This is a genomic window from Labrys wisconsinensis (assembly GCF_030814995.1).
Classification (GTDB): domain Bacteria; phylum Pseudomonadota; class Alphaproteobacteria; order Rhizobiales; family Labraceae; genus Labrys; species Labrys wisconsinensis.
Window position 1 is genome coordinate 180,647 of record NZ_JAUSVX010000012.1, and the last position, 18,568, is coordinate 199,214.

Consider the following 18,568-nt stretch of genomic DNA (forward strand, 5'->3'; position numbering starts at 1 on the left):
CTCAATGCCCCCCGCTATCGACGCTCATCGCCAGGATGCGGCTGATCTGCGTCAGGTCGCGGCCGGACTGGGCGGACCAATGGTTGAACGCATCCTGGACGGCGGCGAGGTCGCGCTTGCCGCCCGGCGGGCGGGTAAGCACGCCCTCGCGGATCAGCGCCGCCACCACATCCGGCGTGGTGACGAAGGCCGGCTTGCCGATGGCCCGGAGGAAGCGCATGCCCGAATCGCCGCCGAGATGGCTGGCCCGATCCTTCAGCACCGCGAGGAGGCCGACATAGTCGCCGTCCGGCCATGCGGCGAAGAAGCGGGCGGCGCTGCCGTGCTCGGCGGCAAGGTCGAGCAGGAACCTGGCGTTGAGCTGGACGGAGCGGATCTTGGCGCCGTTGCGCACGATGCCGCCGTCCTGCAGCAGCGCGTCGAAGCGCTCGTCGGTCATGAAGGCGCAGGCGTGGGGATCGAAGCCCTTGAAGGCGGCTTCGAAGGCCGGCCATTTGGCGTCGATGACCTTGGACGAGAAGCCGGCATTGAAGATGCGCCGCGTCATGGCGGCGAGGATGCGGTCGTCCGGCGTGGCCGCGATGGCGGCGGGCTCGCGCGAGGGCGTCTCGGCCAGCAGCCGTTCGAGCGCCGCCGCGCCGCCCTTGCGCGCCGCCACCTCGGCAGCGATTTCCGCGAAGTCCCGCATTTCTCCCCCTCCCCCGCCGGCCGCCGTGCGGCAGGAGAGGATACCCGGTCCTGCGGGAATTTCGAGGCCCGGTGCAGGCCGCTCCGCCTCAGGCCTCGGCGAGGATCGTCTCGACGCGCGAGGCCAGCCTGTCGACGGCAAAGGGCTTGGTCAGCACATGCATGCCCGGTTCGAGATGCGCATGTCCGATAGCCGCATTCTCCGCATAGCCGGTGACGAACAGGATCTTCAGCGCCGGGCGCGTCCGCCTGGCGGCGTCCGCCACCTGACGCCCGTTCAGGCCCCCGGGCAGGCCGACATCGGTGATGAGGAGGTCGATGGGCGTCCGCGATTCCAGCACCCGCAGGCCGGAAACGCCGTCGCTGGCCTCGACGACGTGGTAGCCGAGCTCGCCCAGGACGTCGGCGACGAGCGCGCGCACGCTGGCTTCGTCGTCGACCACCAGCACGGTCCGCCCCTGGCCGCGACCATGTGCGAGGGGACCGGCGGTCGAGCCCTTCTCCTCCGCGACGTCGCCGAGGTGCCGCGGCAGGTAGAGCCGCACGGTGGTCCCGATCCCGACCTCCGAATAGATCCGGGCCTCCCCGCCGGACTGCTGGGCGAAGCCGTAGATCATGGAAAGGCCCAGCCCGGTGCCGCGGCCGCTCGGCTTGGTGGTGAAGAGGGGCTCGAAGGCGCGCGCCACGACCTCCGGGGTCATGCCCGTGCCGGTATCGCTGACGCTCACCGCGACGTACTGGCCCGGCCGCACGCCGCGCTCGCCGGCACTGCGCTCGTCGAACCAGGTGTTGGCGGTCTCGACCGTCAGCCGGCCGCCCTGGGGCATGGCGTCGCGGGCATTGATGCACAGGTTGAGGACGGCGTTCTCCAGCTGGTTGGGATCGCACAGCGTCGGCCACAGGCCGCCGGCGAGCGCCGCCTCCACGGCGATCTCGGGACCGACGGTCCGCCGCACCAGGTCCTCCATGTCGGACACCAGCCGGTTGGCGTCGATGGGCCGGGGATCGAGCGTCTGGCGCCGTGCGAAAGCCAGGAGCCGGTGCGTCAGGGAGGCCGCGCGGGAGGCGGCATTCTGCGCCACCGTGATATAGCGCTCGATCTCGCCGATACGGCCCTGGGCGAGCCGGCTCCTCATCAGCTCCAGGCTGCCGGAAATGCCGGTGAGCAGGTTGTTGAAGTCGTGCGCCAGGCCGCCGGTCAGGCTGCCGACCGCCTCCATCTTCTGGGCCTGGAACAGCTGCTCGCGCGAGCGCTCCAAGGCCAGCTGCGCCTCGCGGCGCTCGGTGAGGTCACGCGTGATCTTGGCGAAGCCGATGAGCACGCCGTCCTCGTCGCGGATGGCGTCCAGCGCGACGCCGGCCCAGAACGGCGTGCCGTCCTTGCGCACGCGCCAGCCCTCGGCCTGACAATGCCCGGTGCGGCGCGCGGTCTCGATCGTCCTGGCGGGAATGCCCGCCTCCTGGTCCTCGGGCGTGTAGAAGGTCGAGAAATGCTTCCCGACGACCTCGGAGGCGGCATAGCCCTTGATGCGCTCGGCGCCGGAGTTCCAGTTGGTGACGATGCCGTCGGGGTCGAGCATGAAGATGGCGTAGTCGACCACGCCCTGGACCAGGAGACGGAAGCGCCGCTCGGTCTCCAGCAGGGCGAGCTGCGCCTCGCGCTGCTCGGTCATGTCGCGGGTGATCTTGGCGAAGCCGACCAGCTCGCCGTCGCGGCGGATCGGGTCGATTACCACCATGGCCCAGAAGCGGCTGCCGTCCTTGCGCTGGCGCCAGGCTTCCGCCGTGAAGCGGCCGGTCGCCGCCGCCGTCTCCAGGGCGCGCTGCGGCACGCCTGCGGCCCGGTCCTCCGGCGTGTAGAAGCGGGCGAAATGCTCGCCGATGATCTCGTCCGCCGTGTAGCCCTTGATCCGCTCCGCGCCCGGATTCCAGCTCGCCACCCGCCCCTCGAGATCGAGCATGTAGATGGCGTAGTCGGTCACGCTCTGGACGAGCAGCTCATAGGGGCTGGCGGGAATGGACAATCCTCTGCTCTCTCGATCTCGCCATTGGGGGCAAGGGCCTCAACGGCGAGACGCTCGGACTTGTTCCGTCCGGGAAAGCCCGCCGCGGCGGCCCTCAGGCCGCCTTGCGCGCCGGCGGCGGGAAACGCCGGTAGAAGCGCTCGTCCGCTGCGGCCATGTCTTTCAGGAGGGCGCCCGGTGCGAAGCGCGGGCCATGGTCGCGGGCGAGCTCTTCGCAGAGCCTGACGAAGGCCGGCACGCCCATGCCGTCGATATAGGACAGGGCACCGCCGGTGAACGGGGCGAAGCCGAAGCCGAGGATCGAGCCGACATCGGCCTCGCGCACGTCCGTGACGATCCCCTCCTCCACCGTGCGCGCCGCTTCCAGCGCCTGGACCACGAGGAAGCGGTGCTTCAACCGCTGCACATCGATGGCGTCGGGGTCGAGCCGGACCGGCTGCAGGTCGGCCAGGCCCGGCCAGAGGCGTTTCTGGCCCTTGTCGGGATAGTCGTAGAAACCTTTGCCGTTCTTGCGCCCGAGGCGGCCGAGCCGGTTGACCATGATGTCGAGCAGCGCCTCCTGCGCCGGGTCGACCGAGCCCTCGCCGAGATCGTGCTTGGTCGCCTGCAGAATCTTCCAGGCGAGGTCGATCGCCACCTCGTCGTTGAGCGAGAGCGGGCCCACCGGCATGCCGGCGAGCCGCGCCACGGTCTCGATCATCGCCGGCGGCACACCCTCGGCCAGCATCAGATGGCCCTCGCGCACGAAGTTGAGCACGCAGCGGTTGGCGAAGAAGCCGCGGCCGTCATTGACCAGGATCGGCGTCTTCTTCAGCGCCCGGACATAGTCGAGCGCCGCGGCGACGGCATGATCGCCGGTCTTCTCGGCCTTGATCACCTCGACCAGCAGCATCTTCTCCACCGGCGAGAAGAAATGGATGCCGACGAAATTCCCGGGGCGGCCGGCATTCTCCGCCAGCGAGGTGATCGGCAGGGTCGAGGTGTTGGAGGCGAAGACCGTGTCCGGACCGATGACGGCCTCGACCTTGCCGATCACCTCGGCCTTGACGGCCCGGTCCTCGAACACCGCCTCGACCACGAGGTCGACGCCGGCCAGCGCACCATAGTCCGGCGTGGCGGTGATGCGCGCGAGCAAGGCCTGCTTGTCGGCGAGGCTGGCGCGCCCCTTCATCACCTGGCCGGTGATCAGCGCATCCGAATGGGCCTTGCCCTTGTCGGCCGCGGCCTGGTCGCGATCGACCAGCACGACCTCGAGCCCGGCCAGCGCCGAGACATAGGCGATGCCGGCGCCCATGAAGCCGGCGCCGACCACGCCGATGCGCTTCAGCGCCGTCGCCGGCACGCCGGCAGGACGGCGGGCGCCCTTGTTGAGATCCTGCATCGACACGAACAGCGTGCGGATCATCGCCGCCGCCTCGGGGCTCAGCAGCACCTTGGCGAAATGGCGCGATTCCACCCGGAGCGCCTGGTCGAAGGGCAGCTGCAGGCCCTCGTAGACGGTCTGCAGGATGGCGCGGGCGGCAGGATAATTGTCGCAGGTCTCGCGCCGGTAGAGGGCGTTGGCCGGCGGAAACACCATCATGCCGCCCTTGGAATAGACCAAGCCGCCGGGCAGGCGGAAGCCGTCGACGTCCCAGGGCGCCTTGGCCGCCGGGTTGGCCTTCACCCAGTCCTTCGCCTTGTCGACGATCTCGGCCTTCGGCGCCAGGGCGTGGACAAGGCCCATCTTCAGGGCCTGCGCCATCTTCAGCTGCTCGCCCCTGGCCAGCATCTGCAGGGCGTCGCCCGGCTGCATCAGGCGCGAGACCCGGGTGGTGCCGCCGGCGCCCGGGAACAGGCCGACCTTGACCTCGGGCAGGCCGACGCGCGCCTTGTCGTCGTCGGCGGCACCGACGCGGTGATGGCAGGCCAGAGCCAGCTCGAAGGCGCCGCCGAGGCAGACGCCGCCGATCGCCGCGGCGAAGGGCTTGCCCGAGGTCTCCAGCCGCCGGTAGAGCAGGCTGAGGCGGCGGGTGCCCTCGAAGAAGGACTGCATGGCCGCGGTCTCGCCGGCGGCGGCGCGCTTCTCCCGATAGGCGCGGCCGAGGCTCTCCAGCATGGTGAGGTCGGCGCCGCCGGAGAAGCTCTCCTTGCCCGAGGCGATGACGCAGCCCTTGATCGCGCCGTCGCCGGCGACACGCTCGACGATGGCCGCGAGCTCGTCCATCACGTCGAGGGTGATGACGTTCATCGACCGGCCCGGCATGTCCCAGGTGGCGACGGCGATGCCGTCGGCGTCGACGTCGAAATGGAAGTTGACGAGATCCATAGCCGGCTCCCTACTCTGTTCGATGGCGACGGCGGTCCGGAAAGGACCGGCCTGCCGCGACTGGATTTGCTCGAGGCCGCGAACGCTCCGGCGCGCCCGGGCCCGGCGAGGCGCGCATCAGACGCGCTCGACGATGGTGGCCGAGCCCATGCCGGCGGCGACGCAGAGCGTGACCAGGGCGCGCTCCCCGCCGGTGCGCTCCAGCTCGTCGAGGGCCGTGCCGAGGATCATGGCGCCGGTCGCCCCGAGCGGGTGGCCCATGGCGATGGCGCCGCCGCAGGGGTTGACCCTGGCGGGATCGAGGTCGAAGGCCTGGATGTAGCGCAGCACCACCGAGGAGAAGGCCTCGTTGATCTCGAAATGGTCGATGTCGCCCTTGCCGAGCCCGGTCCTGGCGAAGATCAGCCGGGTGACGTCGACGGGGCCGGTCAGCATCAGCGCCGTGTCGGAGCCGACCGAAGCCGCGGCGCGGATGCGCGCCCGGGGCTTGAGGCCGAAGCGCTCGCCGGCCGCCTTGGAGCCGACCAGCACGGCCGCCGCCCCGTCGACGATGCCGGAGGAATTGCCGGCGTGGTGGACGTGCTCGACCTTCTCCACCTCCGGATGGGCCTGCACGGCGACGGCGTCGAAGCCGCCCATCTCGCCCATCTGCACGAAGGAGGCATTGAGGGCGCCGAGCGACTGCAGCGTGGTGGAGGGGCGCATGTGCTCGTCGCGGTCGAGGATGACGAGGCCGTTGACGTCCGTGACCGGCACGACGGACCGGGCGAAGCGCCCCTCCTCCCAGGCCCGGGCGGCGCGCTGCTGGGATTCCACCGCAAAAGCGTCGACGTCGCCGCGCGAGAAGCCGTACCGGGTGGCGATCAGGTCAGCCGAGACGCCCTGCGGCATGAAGTAGGTCGGCACGGCGCTGGAGGGATCGAGCGCCCAGGCGCCGCCCGAGGCCATCATGCCGATGCGCGACATGCTCTCGACGCCGCCGCCGATGACGAGGTCCTTCTGGCCGGAGACGACCTGCGCCGCCGCCAGGTTCACCGCATCGAGCCCCGAGGCGCAGAACCGGTTGATCTGCACGCCCGGCACCCGGGTGCCGAGGCCGGCATGCATGGCCGCCACGCGGGCGATGTCGCCGCCGGCCTCGCCGACGGGGTCGACGCAGCCGAGGATGACGTCCTCGACCACGTCCTCGGGCAGGCCGTTCCGCTCGGCGATCGCCCTCAGCGCGCCCGAGGCGAGCGCCAGGCTCGTCACCTCGTGCAGGGCGCCGTCGGGCTTGCCGCGCCCGCGCGGCGTGCGCACCGCGTCGTAGATATAGGCTTCGGTCATCGGGCCTCTCCTTCACCTGCGCCGGCCTCGGCCGCCGCGCCGCCCGCAAGAGGCTGTCATGGACCATGGATAGAGCCATGCGTGGTCCATGATAGCCTCTACTCGGACAATCGTTCCATCAGGTCGTCGATCACGGCATTCCACGCATCGGCCTCGTCGCTGTCGGCCCAGAGGTCGACCAGCTCCGAGCCCGGCCCGCGGACGCTGCGGAGCGCTCGCCGGGCGAGCTTCGCCAGCCCCGCCTTGGCCAGGACCGCCTCCCGTATCGTGGCGAGGGCCTCGGCCGCCTCGCGCGAGAGCAGGTCCTCCTGCCCGTCCCGCGCCGCGGCGGCGAGGGCGGCGGCGGCCACGGCCTGCGCGCCCTGGTCGGCCTCGCAATAATCGGCCGTGGCCGCGGCGTCGAGCCCGGCCAGGATCGCATCCAGGCCGTCGGATTCGACCTGATAGACGAAGTCCGCCGCATCGTCGTTCTCGAACGGCTTCACACCCCAGGCGCCCATCGACCCTCCAGCGAAACCGGGCGGTCCACCTTCAGAACATCTCGGCCGGCAGCGCCATGACGCTGTCGGCGCCGGCCGTGATCCGCGCCAGGCGCATGCCCGTCTCCGGCAGCAGCCTCTCGGCGAAGAAGCGGCCGGTGACGAGCTTGGCCTGCATGGCCGGCTCTTCCGATCTGGCGAGCGCGGCGCGCGCCATCAAGCCCCACATATGGCCCAGCGCCACCAGGCCGAGAAGATGGAGATAGTCGGCGGAGCCGGCGCCGGCATGGTCGGGCCGGGCGATGGCGTTCTGCATGAACCACATCGTGGCCTGCTGGAGATGGCCGACCGAGGCCTTGAGCGGCGCGACATAGGGGCCCATGCGCGCATCGGCCTCGTTCTCCCGGACGAAGCCGTTGACCTCGGCCAGGAAGGCCATCATCGCCCGGCCGCCGTCGCGCGGCAGCTTGCGGCCGACGAGGTCGAGGGCCTGGATGCCGTTGGCCCCTTCATAGATCATGGTGATGCGCGCATCGCGCACGAACTGCTCCATGCCCCATTCGGCGATGTAGCCGTGGCCGCCGAGCACCTGCTGGGCGTTGACGGCATGGGTGAAGCCGTAATCGGTCAGCATGGCCTTGAGCACCGGCGTCATCAGGCCGAGCCGGTCGTCGGCGGCCTGCCGGACCTTCTCGTCCGGCGCGCGGCGATAGAGGTCGGCCTGCAGGGCAGTGGCCAGCGCCAGGGCCCGGCCGGCCTCGGTCAGGGCCCTGATGGTCATCAGCGTGCGGCGCACGTCGGGATGGACGATGATCGGATCGGCCGGCTTGTCCGGCGCCTTCGGCCCGGTCAGCGCCCTGCCCTGCAGGCGGTCGCGGGCATAGGCCGCGGCATTCTGGTAGGCGACCTCGCCGATGCCGAGCCCCTGGATGCCGACGGCGAGCCGCGCCTCGTTCATCATCACGAACATGGCGGCGAGGCCCTTGTTCGCCTCGCCCACCAGCCAGGCGGTCGCCCCGTCATAGTCCATGACGCAGGTGGCGTTGGCGTGGATGCCCATCTTCTCCTCGATCTTGCCGCAGGAGAGGGCGTTGCGCCGCCCGGGCCGGCCCTCGGCGTCGGGGATGAATTTCGGGCAGACGAACAGCGAGATGCCCTTGGTGCCGGCCGGCGCACCCTCGATGCGCGCCAGCACGAGATGGACGATGTTCTCGGCAAGGTCGTGCTCGCCGGCGGAGATGAAGATCTTCTGGCCGGTGATGGCATAGGAGCCGTCGGGCTGCGGCGCCGCGCGGGTGCGCAGGAGACCGAGATCGGTGCCGCAATGCGGCTCGGTGAGGTTCATGGTGCCGGACCATTCGCCGGCGGCCATCTTGGGAATATAGGTCGCCTTCTGCTCCTGCGAGCCGTGCACCAGCAGGGCCGCCATCGCCCCCTGGGTCAGGCCGGGATACATGCCGAAGGCGAAGTTCGCCGAGGTGACGAATTCCTGCATCACGGCGTTGAGCGTCGCCGGCAGCCCCATGCCGCCATACTCCGCCGGGACGGGCAGCCCGATCCAGCCGCCCTCGCGATAGGCCTCGTAGGCCGCCTTGAAGCCCTTGGGCGTGGCGACCGAGCCGTCCTCGGCGCGCCGGCAGCCCTCGCGGTCGCCGGAAGCGTTGAGCGGCAGGAGCTTCTCGGCGCAGATCCGGCCGCCTTCCTCCAGGATGGCGCGCAAGGTCTGGCGCGAGACGTCCTCGAAGCCCGGCAGCTCGCGATGACGGTCGATGTCGAGCACATCGGTGAGGAGGAAGATCACGTCGTCGACGGGGGCCTTGTAGCTCGGCATGGCGTCCTCGCAGGTGTTATCGCGGCCGGGCGTGCCGCGGCGGCTCGGGCTCGGCCAGGGCGGCCAGACGGGCCCGGACGATGTCGCGGGCATGGCTGAGCTCGGCATGGGCCCGGTCGATGTCGCGCCGGCGCGCCTCCAGCTCCAGGAGCTTGTCCTCGAAACGGGTGAGCGCCACGGTGAGCTGCGTCGCCTGGCCGTCGCCGAGGTCGTAGAGGTCGAGCATGTCGCGCACCTCCTCCAGGGAGAAGCCGACGCTCTTGCCCATCAGCACCAGCTTCAGCCGCGCCCGGTCGCGCCGCGAATAGAGGCGCTCCAAGCCGCGCCGCTCCGGGGTGAGCAGCCCCTTCTCCTCGTAGAAGCGCAGGGTGCGGGCGGTGATGCCGAACTCGGCGACGAGGTCGTGGATGGTGAAGCGGCCGGGGCGCTCCTCGCTCGCGGGAGCGCCGAAGCGCGGGGACAGGACTGAAGAGAGCGCGTCGATCACCGGACCTGACCTTGCCTGACGGTTGCTTGTATCCGACGTTGACGTAAACGTCAACCTTCAGCCAGTGCTACACGACCGACCGGCCGGTCGCGCCTCGGCAGATCTTCACGGATCGGAACCGTGGTCCGGCCCGTGAAACTCTGTTCAGCCGGCCGCCATCTCGTCGAACATGCCGGTGGGCAGGCCGTCCATGCTGCGGGCGTTCTTTTCGCGCCGATAGGTCTCCAGCCCGTCCTCGCCCTTGGCGGCGGCCCAGCGCTCGAGCGTGTCGCGCTCGCCGGCATAGTCGAACAGCGGCACGCCGAAGCCGCAGGAGGTCTGGACGAGGTCGACGTCGAGGGTGACGATCTGGCGGGCGCCGAGCGGCTCCTCGCCGCCGAAGGCCTCGGCGAGCAGGCGGGCATAGGCCGGCGTGCCGCGCCACAGGCTCGCGCCCTGCCCGTAGAGGCGCAGGATCAGCGGCGGCGCCTCGAAGGCGCAGAACATCAGCGTCAGGCGGCCGTCCGCCTTCAGATGCGCCGCGGTCTCGCAGCCGCTGCCGGTGCGGTCGAGATAGGCGACGGCGTTGGAGCCGAGGATGCGAAAGCCGTCCGTGCCGCGCGGCGAAAGGTTGATGCGGCTCGCGGCCGTCGCCGAGGCGGCGAAGAAGATGTGCTGCCGGGCGATGAACGCACGGTGGGCCAGCTCGATCTGCGGGAATTGCTTGGCCATGGACCGCTCCTTCCCGCCCGGCTTAGCAGGAATGCGCGGGTCGGACCACGAGGGCGCCGCGATTCCGTCGGCGAGGCCGCCCTTGATAACCACAGGGAAACCTGGAGATGCGAACAAAACGGATCTGCGATTCGGTAAGATCCGAATCAGGTCGAACCGCCTGAGCGCAGGCGGACGCACCCGAGGGGAAAGGAGAGCTCGATGTCGACGGGCGGGCACTACGGAGCGATCGGCTTTGCAGCCTGGCTGGCACTCATGGCCATGGCCGGCACGGCCGCCGCCGCGCAATGCGGCAACTCGGCGGCAGGCTTCGAAGCCTGGAAGAAGGAGTTTGCCGGCGAGGCGTCGGCCCGGGGCACCGGGTCGCGCGCCATCTCGGCCCTGATGGCGGCCAGCTATTCGACCGCGACGATCTCGGCCGACCGCGGCCAGAAAAGCTTCCGCCTGTCGCTCGACCAGTTCATGGCCAAGCGCGGCGGCTCGGTCATCGCCAGCCGCGGCAAGGCGCTGAAGCGCTCCAACGCCGCCCTGTTCGCCTCGATCGAGCAGCGCTACGGCGTCCCGCCCGGTCCGCTCCTGGCGATCTGGGGCATGGAGACCGGCTTCGGCAACGTCAAGGGCAACCAGAGGCTGGTCTCGGCGGTCGCCACCCTCGCCTATGACTGCCGCCGGTCCGACTTCTTCACCGAGCAGCTCTATGCCGCCCTGACGCTGATCGACCACGGGAGGCTCTCGCCCGACGAGCGCTCGTCCATGCACGGCGAGATCGGCCAGACGCAGTTCATGCCCAAGAACGTCCTCAACTACGGCCAGGGCAACCTCGACAGCGCGGCCGGCGCCCTGACCTCGACGGCGAACTTCCTGAAGGCGCACGGCTGGCAGGCCGGCGCGGGATATCAGCCCGGCGAGGCCAATTTCGGCGCCATCGAGGCCTGGAACGCCGCGTCGGTCTACCAGCGGGCGATCGCCATCATCGGCCACCAGATCGACGGCGGCTAAGCAGCCGGCACGCGCGGCTCGGAGCAGCGCAGCGTGTCGAAGATCATGGCTGTGCGGTCCTATGTGACCGCGCAGCCTGCGGTCGGCCCGAGCAGATTCTTGCGAACGGGCAGACCGGCGGTCGCTTGCCGCGGACGTCGTCGCGATCTCGCGGCAGGAACTGCGCTTCGACGCCGCGGGTGGTGTCTGGCGGGTTGCCGTTGCGTTCGACCCTGAGCGTCGAGCGATACTGTTGGTGGCGGGAGACAAATCAGGCGTTGGCCAGAAGCGTTTCTACCGGCAACTGATCCAGAGAGCGGATCGGCGGTATAGGGCGCATTTGGCACAGCTGCCGGCTCGATAGGATGGGGATGAGGGAGATGGCGCGGACGCTCGACGAAGTCATTGGGTCGCTCTCACCCGAGCAGCAGGCCCGTGTGTCTGCGCGCCATCAGCAGCTCCGCCAGGAGGTCGAAGGCTTGCGCGAGCTCCGTCGCGTTGCCGGCAAGGCGCAGTCCGAGTTGGCCGCAGCTCTCCGTATCAAGCAACCATCGGTCTCCAAGATCGAGCGACAGGCCGACCTGTACCTCTCGACGCTGCGAACCTATGTGGAGGCGCTCGGCGGGCGGCTGGAGCTCGTGGTCCATTTGCCGGATCGCCCCACGCTGCGGCTGACGACGATCGGCGACCTTGTCGGGGGACAAGATCCCGCTCCGAAGCCCGCTCCGGCGCGCAGGAAGCCCGCCGTGCGCGGTCAGCATTCGCCGTTGATCGAGAGGTAGCGGCGCCCGCAGGTGCCACCGTCCCCCGCAACGCGCCGGCCCCGCCTCAGTGCTTGGCGAAGGTCTCGTCGAAGGAATAGCCGGCCCCGCGAACCGTGCGGATCGGATCGACCTCGCGGACCCGGTTGATCGACTTGCGCAGCCGGCCGACATGCACGTCGACGGTGCGCTCGTCGATATAGACGTCGCGGCCCCAGACGCTGTCGAGCAGCTGCTCGCGGGCAAAGACGCGGCCGGGCGCCTGCATCAGAAACTCGAGCAGGCGGAACTCGGTCGGCCCGAGGCGGATCTCGCGGTTGCCGCGATGGACGCGCTTGGTCTCGCGGTCGAGCGAGATGTCGCCGGCCTTGAGCACCGAGGCGACATGGTCGGGCTTGGCGCGCCGCAGCAGCGCCTTCACCCGCGCCACCAGCTCCGGCACGGAGAAGGGCTTGACCACGTAGTCGTCGGCGCCGGTGGCCAGGCCCCGCACGCGCTCGGTCTCCTCGCCGCGGGCGGTCAGCATGATCACCGGCAGGCGCTCGGTCTCCGGCCGCATGCGGATGCGGCGGCACAGCTCGATGCCGGACAGGCCCGGCAGCATCCAGTCGAGCAGCACGAGGTCGGGCACGCTCTCGCGCAGGCGGATCTCCGCCTCGTCGCCGCGCCCGACATTATCGACTTCATAGCCCTCCGCCTCGAGATTGTAGCGGAGCAACGTCGTCAACGCTTCCTCATCCTCGACAATCAAGACGCGCGGAGACATTCAGGCCCTCTGCTCAGTTCGCGACAGCGGGAAACTCCACCGGCATGGTGCTGGTGGTGTCGTTCTTCGGCCGCTCGCCGCTCGGCGACTGGCCGGTCACGAGGTAGTGCACGGTCTCGGCGATGTTGGTGGCGTGGTCGCCGATGCGCTCGATGTTCTTGGCGCAGAACAGGAGATGGGTGCAGAAGCCGATGTTGCGCGGATCCTCCATCATGTAGGTCAGGAGCTCGCGGAACAGCGATGTGTACATGGCGTCGACCGCCCCGTCCGAGCGCCAGACCGCCAGGGCCTCCTCGACGTTACGCTGGGCGAAGGCGTCGAGCACCTGCTTGAGCTGCTCCAGCACCAGCTCGGCCATGTGGTTGAAGCCGCCGAAGATCTTGTTGCCCTGCATCTGGCCGTTGATGGCCACCACGCGCTTGGCGATGTTCTTGCCGAGGTCGCCGATACGCTCGAGGTCGCCGGCGACGCGCAGCGCAGCGACGATCTCGCGCAGGTCCTGGGCGAGCGGCTGGCGCTTGGCGATGACCAGGATGGCGCGCTCCTCGGCGGCGCGCTGCAGCGCGTCGATGGTGCCGTCGAGCGCGATGACGCGCTCGGCCTGCTCCATGTCGCGACGCATCAGGGCGTTGATGCTGTCGAGCACGCTCTTCTCCGCATAGCCGCCCATTTCGGCGATCATGTTCCGGAGCTCGAGCAGCTCCTGGTCGAAGGACTTGACGATATGTTCGGCCATGGCGGGGAATCCTTCGTCCGGGCGCGTCAGCCGAAGCGGCCGGTGATGTAATCCTGGGTGCGGCGATCGTTCGGGGTCGAGAACATCTGCATGGTCTGGCCGACCTCGATCAGATTGCCAAGGTAGAAGAAGGCCGTGACATCGGCGCAACGCGCCGCCTGCTGCATGTTGTGCGTGACGATGACGATGGTGAACTCGCGCTTCAATTCGTCGATCAGCTCTTCGATCTTGGCGGTCGAGATCGGGTCCAGCGCCGAGGTCGGCTCGTCGAGCAGCACGACCTCAGGCTTCACCGCGATGGACCGCGCGATGCACAGGCGCTGCTGCTGGCCGCCGGAGAGGCCGAGGGCGGAGGAGCCGAGCCGGTCCTTCACTTCCTCCCACAGCGCCGCCTTCGACAGGCACCATTCGACCCGGTCGTCCATGTCGGCCTTGCTCAGGCGCTCGTGCAGACGCACGCCGAAGGCGATGTTGTCGTAGATCGACATCGGAAAGGGCGTCGGCTTCTGGAACACCATGCCGACGCGCGAGCGCAGGATCGCCGGATCGAGCGTCTTGGCGATGATGTCGTCGCCGTCGAGCAGGATCTTGCCCTCGGCCCGCTGGCCGGGATAGAGGTCGTACATGCGGTTGAGGATGCGCAGCAGGGTCGACTTGCCGCAGCCCGACGGCCCGATCATCGCCGTGACCTGCCGCTCGCCCATCTCCAGGTTGATGTCCTTGAGGGCGTGCTTCTCGCCGTAATAGAAGTTCAGCTTCTCGCACTTGATCTTGGCGCGCACCGGCACGTCGGATTGCGGACGGTCGGCTGCGGCCACGGTGATGGACGGGTTGGGAAGCGAGGACATGGGATCACTCACCGCTTGGGTGCCAGGAGGAGACGGGTGACGATATTGAGGGCGAGCACGCCGACCGTGATCAGCAGCGCCCCGGCCCAGGCCAGCGCCACCCAGTCGTCGAACGGGCTGCCGGCATATTGGTAGATGGCGACCGGCAGGCTCGCCATCGGCCGCGACAGGTCGGTCGACCAGTCGTTGTTGCCGAGCGAGGTGAACAGCAGCGGCGCCGTCTCGCCGGCGGCGCGGGCCAGCGCCAGCAGGATGCCGGTGACGATGCCGGTCTGGGCGGCGCGCCAGGTCACCAGCATGATCACCTTCCACTGCGGCGCGCCGAGGGCGAAGGCCGCCTCGCGCAGCGTGGTCGGCACCAGCGCCAGCATGTCCTCGGTGGTGCGCACCACCACCGGCATCAGGATGATGGCGAGCGCCAGCGTGCCGGCCCAGCCGGAGAAGCCGCCGGTCGGCACCACCACCATCTGGTAGACGAACAGGCCGATCAGGATCGAGGGCGCCGACAGGAGGATGTCGTTGACGAAGCGGATGAGGTCGGCGAGCCGGCTGCCGCGGCCGGCCTCGGCCAGGAAGGTGCCGGCCATGACCCCGATCGGCGTGCCGATCACCAGCGCCACGACGATCTGGATCAGGCTGCCGACGATGGCGTTGAGCAGGCCGCCGCCGCCGCCGGGCGGCGACATCACGTTGGTGAAGACGCCGAGCCCGAGCGCCGGGCCGCCGCGCTCGATCAGCGTGAACAGGATCCAGGCCAGCATGAACAGCGAGATCAGCGCGAAGCCGGTGCTGATCGCCTTCATGGCGTAGTCGACGGCGCGACGTCGTGCGAGACGGTCCATGGTCGACCTCACTTCAACCGGGTGCGGACGAGGGCCCGCGAGATGGCGAGCACGATGAAGGAGATGACGAACAGCACGAAGCCGAGCTCCAGGAGCGCGTGCAGCTTCATCGAGCCGGCGCCGGCCTCGGGGAACTCGTTGGCGACGGTGGAGGCGATGGTCGAGCCCGGCGCGAACAGCGATGCGGAGATGCGGTTGGCATTGCCGATGACGAAGGTCACCGCCATGGTCTCGCCGAGCGCGCGGCCGAGGCCGAGCATGACGGCGCCGACCAGGGCGGTCCGCCCGTAGGGCACCGAGACGGCACGGAACACCTCAAACGTGGTGGCCCCGACGCCGTAGGCCGATTCCTTCAGCATCGGCGGCACGGATTCGATGATCTCGACGAACATCGCGGTGATGAAGGGGATGATCATCAGGGCCAGGATGACGCCGGCCGTGAACATGCCCGAGCCCTGGGCCGGGCCCTTGAACAGGAGATCGAGCACGGGAACCACGCTGAACAGATCGATCAGCGGCGGCTGGACATAGGCGGCGATCAGCGGCACGACGACGAAGAAGCCCCACATGCCGAAGATGATCGAGGGCACGGCGGCGAGGAGCTGGATGGCGACGCCGATGGGGCGACGCAGCCTGATCGGCGCGATCTCGGTGAGGAAGAAGGCGATGCCGAAGGACATCGGCAGGGCGACGAGGATGGCGATGAAGCCGGTGAACAGCGTGCCGTAGATCATCACCCCGGCGCTGAACTTCTCGGTCACCGGATTCCAAACGGTGTTCCAGTAGAAGGACGGGCCGAACTCGAGCAGCGCCGGCAGGCCGCCCTGGAACAGCAGCGCGATGATCAGGCCGAGCAGCAGCAGGACGAACAGGCCGCAGGCATAGAGCGCGGCGCGGAACACCGGGTCGAGGTTGGCGCCGGGCACGGAATGGCGCCCGGAGGGCGGAACCTGGCGGCGGGCCTCGGTCTTGGCACCCTTGTCCGCCAGGGCATCGGCGACGGCTGTCATGATCCGCTCATCCTGTGGGAGGGCGGCGCCCGGCGCATCCGCGCCGGGCGCCTGGGGTCTCAGTTGTAGACGGCCTTGCCGTCCGCATCCTTCACCTCGGTCTTCCAGGCCTCACGGATGCGGCCGACGACCTCCTTGGGCAGGGTGATGTAATGCAGGTCCTCGGCGATCTTGCCACCGTCCTTGTAAGCCCAGTCGAAGAACTTGATGACCTCGGCAGCCTGGGCCGGGGTCTTCGGATCCTTCGGCAGCAGGATGAAGGTGGCGGAGACGATCGGCCACGACTTGTCGCCTTCGACGTTGATCATCGAGGCGGCGAAGTCCTTGGCGCCGGCCCAGTCGGCCTTGGCGGCGGCGGCCTTGAAGGCCTCGACGTTCGGCTTGACGAACTTGCCGGCCTTGTTCTCCAGCTCGACCGTGGTCATGCTGTTCTTGGCGGCATAGACGAACTCGACATAGCCGATGGCGCCCTTGGTGTTCTTGACCGTGCCGGCGACGCCGTCATTGCCCTTGGCGCCCGCGCCCACCGGCCACTGCACCGAGGTGGCGGCGCCGACAGCGTCCTTCCAGCCGGCGTTGACCGAGCTGAGATAGGTGGTGAACACATAGGTCGTGCCCGAGCCGTCCGAGCGGTAGACGACGGCGATGTCGGTGTCGGGCAGCTTCTCGCCCTTGTTGAGAGCGGCGATCTTCTCGTCGTTCCACTTGGTGATCTTGCCGGCATAGATGTCGCCGAGCACTTCGCCGCTGAGCTTGAGCTGGTTGGCGGCGATGCCGTCGAGGTTGACGATCGGAACGACGGCGCCGATCACGGTCGGGAACTGCAGCAGCTTGCCGGCGACCAGCTTGTCGGCGGCCAGCGGCGCGTCGGAAGCGCCGAAGTCGACGGTGCGGTTGGCGATCTGGGTCTGGCCGCCGCCCGAGCCGATGGCCTGGTAGTTCAGGCCGTTGCCGGTCTTGGCCTTGTATTCGGCAGCCCAGGCCGTGTAGGCGGGCGCCGGGAAGGTGGCACCCGCGCCGGTGATGTCGGCCGCGAAGGACGACAGGGTTCCGGCGAGCGAAAGAGCCGCCGCCGCTGCGATGATCGAAAGCTTCACGGGATATCTCCGTTGTCAGTGATGCCGGCGGCGGTGTCGGACACTCCCCCCCGGCCCGCGTGCTACACCTATTGACGCCGCGCTACCCTTCTATGACGGTGCGGCGAAGCTTTTGTGACAAAACTTTCTCTGTAATATCAATGTCATAAAACAGGACCGTCAATTCTCGGGTCCCAAGGGCGCAGCGCGCGGCGCGGCGGCTGTCACATCGCGTTTACCCCGGTCGATGCCGGGCGGACCTCAGCCGACCGCGTCCAGGCGCACGGTGAAGGCCGCGCCCTTGCCGATCTCGCTCTCGATCACCAGCCGGCCGCGATGGCGGGCGAGGATGTGCTTGACGATGGCGAGCCCGAGGCCGGTGCCGCCCTTCTCGCGGGACTGGGCGACATCGACGCGATAGAATCGCTCGGTCAGGCGCGGCAGATGCTCGCTGGCGATGCCGGGGCCATAGTCGCGCACCGTCACGACAGCCTCGGCGAGACGCCCGGCGCCGCGCGGCGCCTCGGCCAGGGTGATGTCGACCTTGCCGCCGGAGGAGCCGTATTTGATGGCGTTCTCGACCAGGTTCTCGAAGACGCGGATCAGCTCGTCGCGATCGCCGAGCACCGTCAGCCGCTCGGCCGCGCGCTCCAGCACCAGCTCGACGCCGCGCTCCCGGGCGAGCGGCGCCAGCGTGTCCGCGACATGGGCGACGATGGGATAGAGCTCGACCGACTGGCCGGGGCGGACATGGGCGTTGAGCTCGATGCGCGACAGCGACAGGAGGTCGTCGATCAGGCGCGACATGCGGTTGGCCTGGGCGCGCATGATGCCGAGGAATTTCTCGCGCGCGGCGGGATCGTTCCTGGCGGGGCCCTGCAGCGTCTCGACAAAGCCGAGGAGCGAGGCCAGCGGCGTGCGCAGCTCGTGGCTGGCATTGGCGACGAAGTCGGCGCGCATCTGCTCGACCCGGTGCTGCTGCGTCACGTCGCGCAAGACGATCAGCACGAAGGCGGTGCGTCCGGCCGTGCTGGGCACGGCCGAGATCTGCGCCTCGACCGCCCGCTCCACCGGCACGCGCTCGGCATAATCGACGCGGCGGGCACCGCCCTTCTCCGTCACCACCCGCACGGCATCGATGACCTCGGGCACGCGCAGGGCGAAGGCGATCGGCTCGGCGAGGCGCAGGTTGGGCACGAGCTCGCGCGCCGAGGCGTTGAAATATTGCACGGCCATGGCGGCATCGAGAATGACGACCGGGTTCTGCATGGCCGCCAGGAAGGTCTCGAGCGAAGGGATGGCCGTATCGTCCGCGTCGCCGCTGGCCGGCTGGGCGCTCTCGCCGCCGCGCGGCGGCAGGAGGATGGCTGTCACCGCCAGCAGCAGCCAGGCGGCCAGGCCGTGCCAGAGACGGACGCCGTCGACCGCGACGACGAGCGCGAGCACCGTCGCGGCCACCACCAGGATCCAGCGCGCGGCCCAGAGCCGGCCCGGCAAAGTTCGAATACCGCCCACGGGGGCAGCGGTGCCCGGTTGCGGCCGCTCCGTCAAGCGTTGCAGCGCATCGAGCTGCATGGTCATGGCAGACGATCCGTTCGATCCGATGTGACGAAGAGACGACTCGCCCTGCTGTCGCGCACGCTCTCCCTTGCCGGCAACACAACCCCAAACGATGACAGCTTGACGACGGCGACGCAT

General features: G+C 69.3%; 18 protein-coding genes. 3 read left to right on the forward strand and 15 right to left on the reverse strand.

All coding sequences use genetic code 11. From position 1 onward, the window contains the following. Window position 1: 1 nt before the first annotated feature. The 8 genes from QO011_RS27555 to QO011_RS27590 form a co-directional block, all read right to left on the reverse strand. A complete protein-coding gene (locus QO011_RS27555; RefSeq protein WP_307279425.1) occupies window positions 2-688 on the reverse strand; it encodes a DNA-3-methyladenine glycosylase I in 687 nt (228 codons plus the stop codon). A gap of 88 nt (window positions 689-776) precedes the next feature. Further along, a complete protein-coding gene (locus QO011_RS27560; protein ID WP_307279426.1) occupies window positions 777-2,711 on the reverse strand; it encodes a hybrid sensor histidine kinase/response regulator in 1,935 nt (644 codons plus the stop codon). A 94-nt stretch (window positions 2,712-2,805) separates the two neighbouring features. Beyond that, window positions 2,806-5,019, reverse strand: coding sequence for a 3-hydroxyacyl-CoA dehydrogenase NAD-binding domain-containing protein (locus QO011_RS27565; RefSeq protein ID WP_307279430.1), 2,214 nt, complete (start codon window positions 5,017-5,019; stop codon window positions 2,806-2,808). Between the two features lie 117 nt (window positions 5,020-5,136). Next, a complete protein-coding gene (locus QO011_RS27570) occupies window positions 5,137-6,345 on the reverse strand; it encodes an acetyl-CoA C-acetyltransferase (RefSeq protein WP_307279432.1) in 1,209 nt (402 codons plus the stop codon). 98 nt (window positions 6,346-6,443) lie between these two features. Further along, window positions 6,444-6,845: a DUF4259 domain-containing protein gene (locus tag QO011_RS27575; protein ID WP_307279434.1), complete on the reverse strand. Its 402-nt coding sequence runs from the start codon at window positions 6,843-6,845 to the stop codon at window positions 6,444-6,446. A 31-nt stretch (window positions 6,846-6,876) separates the two neighbouring features. After that, window positions 6,877-8,655: an acyl-CoA dehydrogenase C-terminal domain-containing protein gene (locus QO011_RS27580; protein ID WP_307279436.1), complete on the reverse strand. Its 1,779-nt coding sequence runs from the start codon at window positions 8,653-8,655 to the stop codon at window positions 6,877-6,879. A gap of 16 nt (window positions 8,656-8,671) precedes the next feature. Next, complete coding sequence (locus QO011_RS27585) at window positions 8,672-9,142, reverse strand: MerR family transcriptional regulator (RefSeq protein ID WP_370882014.1); 471 nt, start codon at window positions 9,140-9,142, stop codon at window positions 8,672-8,674. Window positions 9,143-9,286: 144 nt separating this feature from the next. Continuing rightward, window positions 9,287-9,853, reverse strand: coding sequence for a pyridoxamine 5'-phosphate oxidase family protein (locus QO011_RS27590; RefSeq protein ID WP_307279438.1), 567 nt, complete (start codon window positions 9,851-9,853; stop codon window positions 9,287-9,289). Window positions 9,854-10,054: 201 nt separating this feature from the next. On the opposite strand from QO011_RS27590, the gene QO011_RS27595 reads away from it, so the two are divergent. The 3 genes from QO011_RS27595 (at window position 10,055) to QO011_RS27605 (ending at window position 11,613) form a co-directional block, all read left to right on the forward strand. Beyond that, window positions 10,055-10,852, forward strand: a complete 798-nt coding sequence (locus QO011_RS27595; RefSeq protein WP_307279440.1) for a lytic murein transglycosylase — start codon at window positions 10,055-10,057, stop codon at window positions 10,850-10,852. Between the two features lie 160 nt (window positions 10,853-11,012). Beyond that, on the forward strand, window positions 11,013-11,195 hold the full coding sequence (locus QO011_RS27600; protein ID WP_370882021.1) for a type II toxin-antitoxin system RelE/ParE family toxin: 183 nt from the start codon (window positions 11,013-11,015) through the stop codon (window positions 11,193-11,195). Between the two features lie 16 nt (window positions 11,196-11,211). Further along, window positions 11,212-11,613 carry an XRE family transcriptional regulator gene (locus QO011_RS27605; RefSeq protein ID WP_307279442.1) on the forward strand — a complete coding sequence of 134 codons (402 nt, stop codon included), beginning with the start codon at window positions 11,212-11,214 and terminating at the stop codon, window positions 11,611-11,613. Between the two features lie 46 nt (window positions 11,614-11,659). Here QO011_RS27605 and phoB read toward each other — a convergent pair whose 3' ends face one another. The 7 genes from phoB to QO011_RS27640 all read right to left on the reverse strand — a co-directional run bounded on the left by phoB (window position 11,660) and on the right by QO011_RS27640 (window position 18,451). Beyond that, window positions 11,660-12,358: a phosphate regulon transcriptional regulator PhoB gene (phoB, locus tag QO011_RS27610; RefSeq protein WP_307279443.1), complete on the reverse strand. Its 699-nt coding sequence runs from the start codon at window positions 12,356-12,358 to the stop codon at window positions 11,660-11,662. Window positions 12,359-12,371: 13 nt separating this feature from the next. After that, complete coding sequence (phoU, locus tag QO011_RS27615) at window positions 12,372-13,094, reverse strand: phosphate signaling complex protein PhoU (protein WP_307279446.1); 723 nt, start codon at window positions 13,092-13,094, stop codon at window positions 12,372-12,374. Window positions 13,095-13,120: 26 nt separating this feature from the next. Then, the gene (gene pstB, locus QO011_RS27620) at window positions 13,121-13,942 is read right to left on the reverse strand and encodes a phosphate ABC transporter ATP-binding protein PstB (protein WP_307279449.1); all 822 of its coding nucleotides are present in this window, start codon (window positions 13,940-13,942) and stop codon (window positions 13,121-13,123) included. An 8-nt stretch (window positions 13,943-13,950) separates the two neighbouring features. After that, window positions 13,951-14,784, reverse strand: a complete 834-nt coding sequence (gene pstA, locus QO011_RS27625) for a phosphate ABC transporter permease PstA (RefSeq protein ID WP_307279452.1) — start codon at window positions 14,782-14,784, stop codon at window positions 13,951-13,953. 8 nt (window positions 14,785-14,792) lie between these two features. Then, window positions 14,793-15,794: a phosphate ABC transporter permease subunit PstC gene (pstC, locus tag QO011_RS27630; RefSeq protein ID WP_307279454.1), complete on the reverse strand. Its 1,002-nt coding sequence runs from the start codon at window positions 15,792-15,794 to the stop codon at window positions 14,793-14,795. A 59-nt stretch (window positions 15,795-15,853) separates the two neighbouring features. After that, on the reverse strand, window positions 15,854-16,891 hold the full coding sequence (gene pstS, locus QO011_RS27635; RefSeq protein ID WP_307279456.1) for a phosphate ABC transporter substrate-binding protein PstS: 1,038 nt from the start codon (window positions 16,889-16,891) through the stop codon (window positions 15,854-15,856). A 240-nt stretch (window positions 16,892-17,131) separates the two neighbouring features. Further along, window positions 17,132-18,451 (reverse strand): ATP-binding protein, encoded by a 1,320-nt coding sequence (locus QO011_RS27640; RefSeq protein WP_307279458.1) that lies wholly within the window; start codon window positions 18,449-18,451, stop codon window positions 17,132-17,134. Window positions 18,452-18,568: the final 117 nt, after the last annotated feature.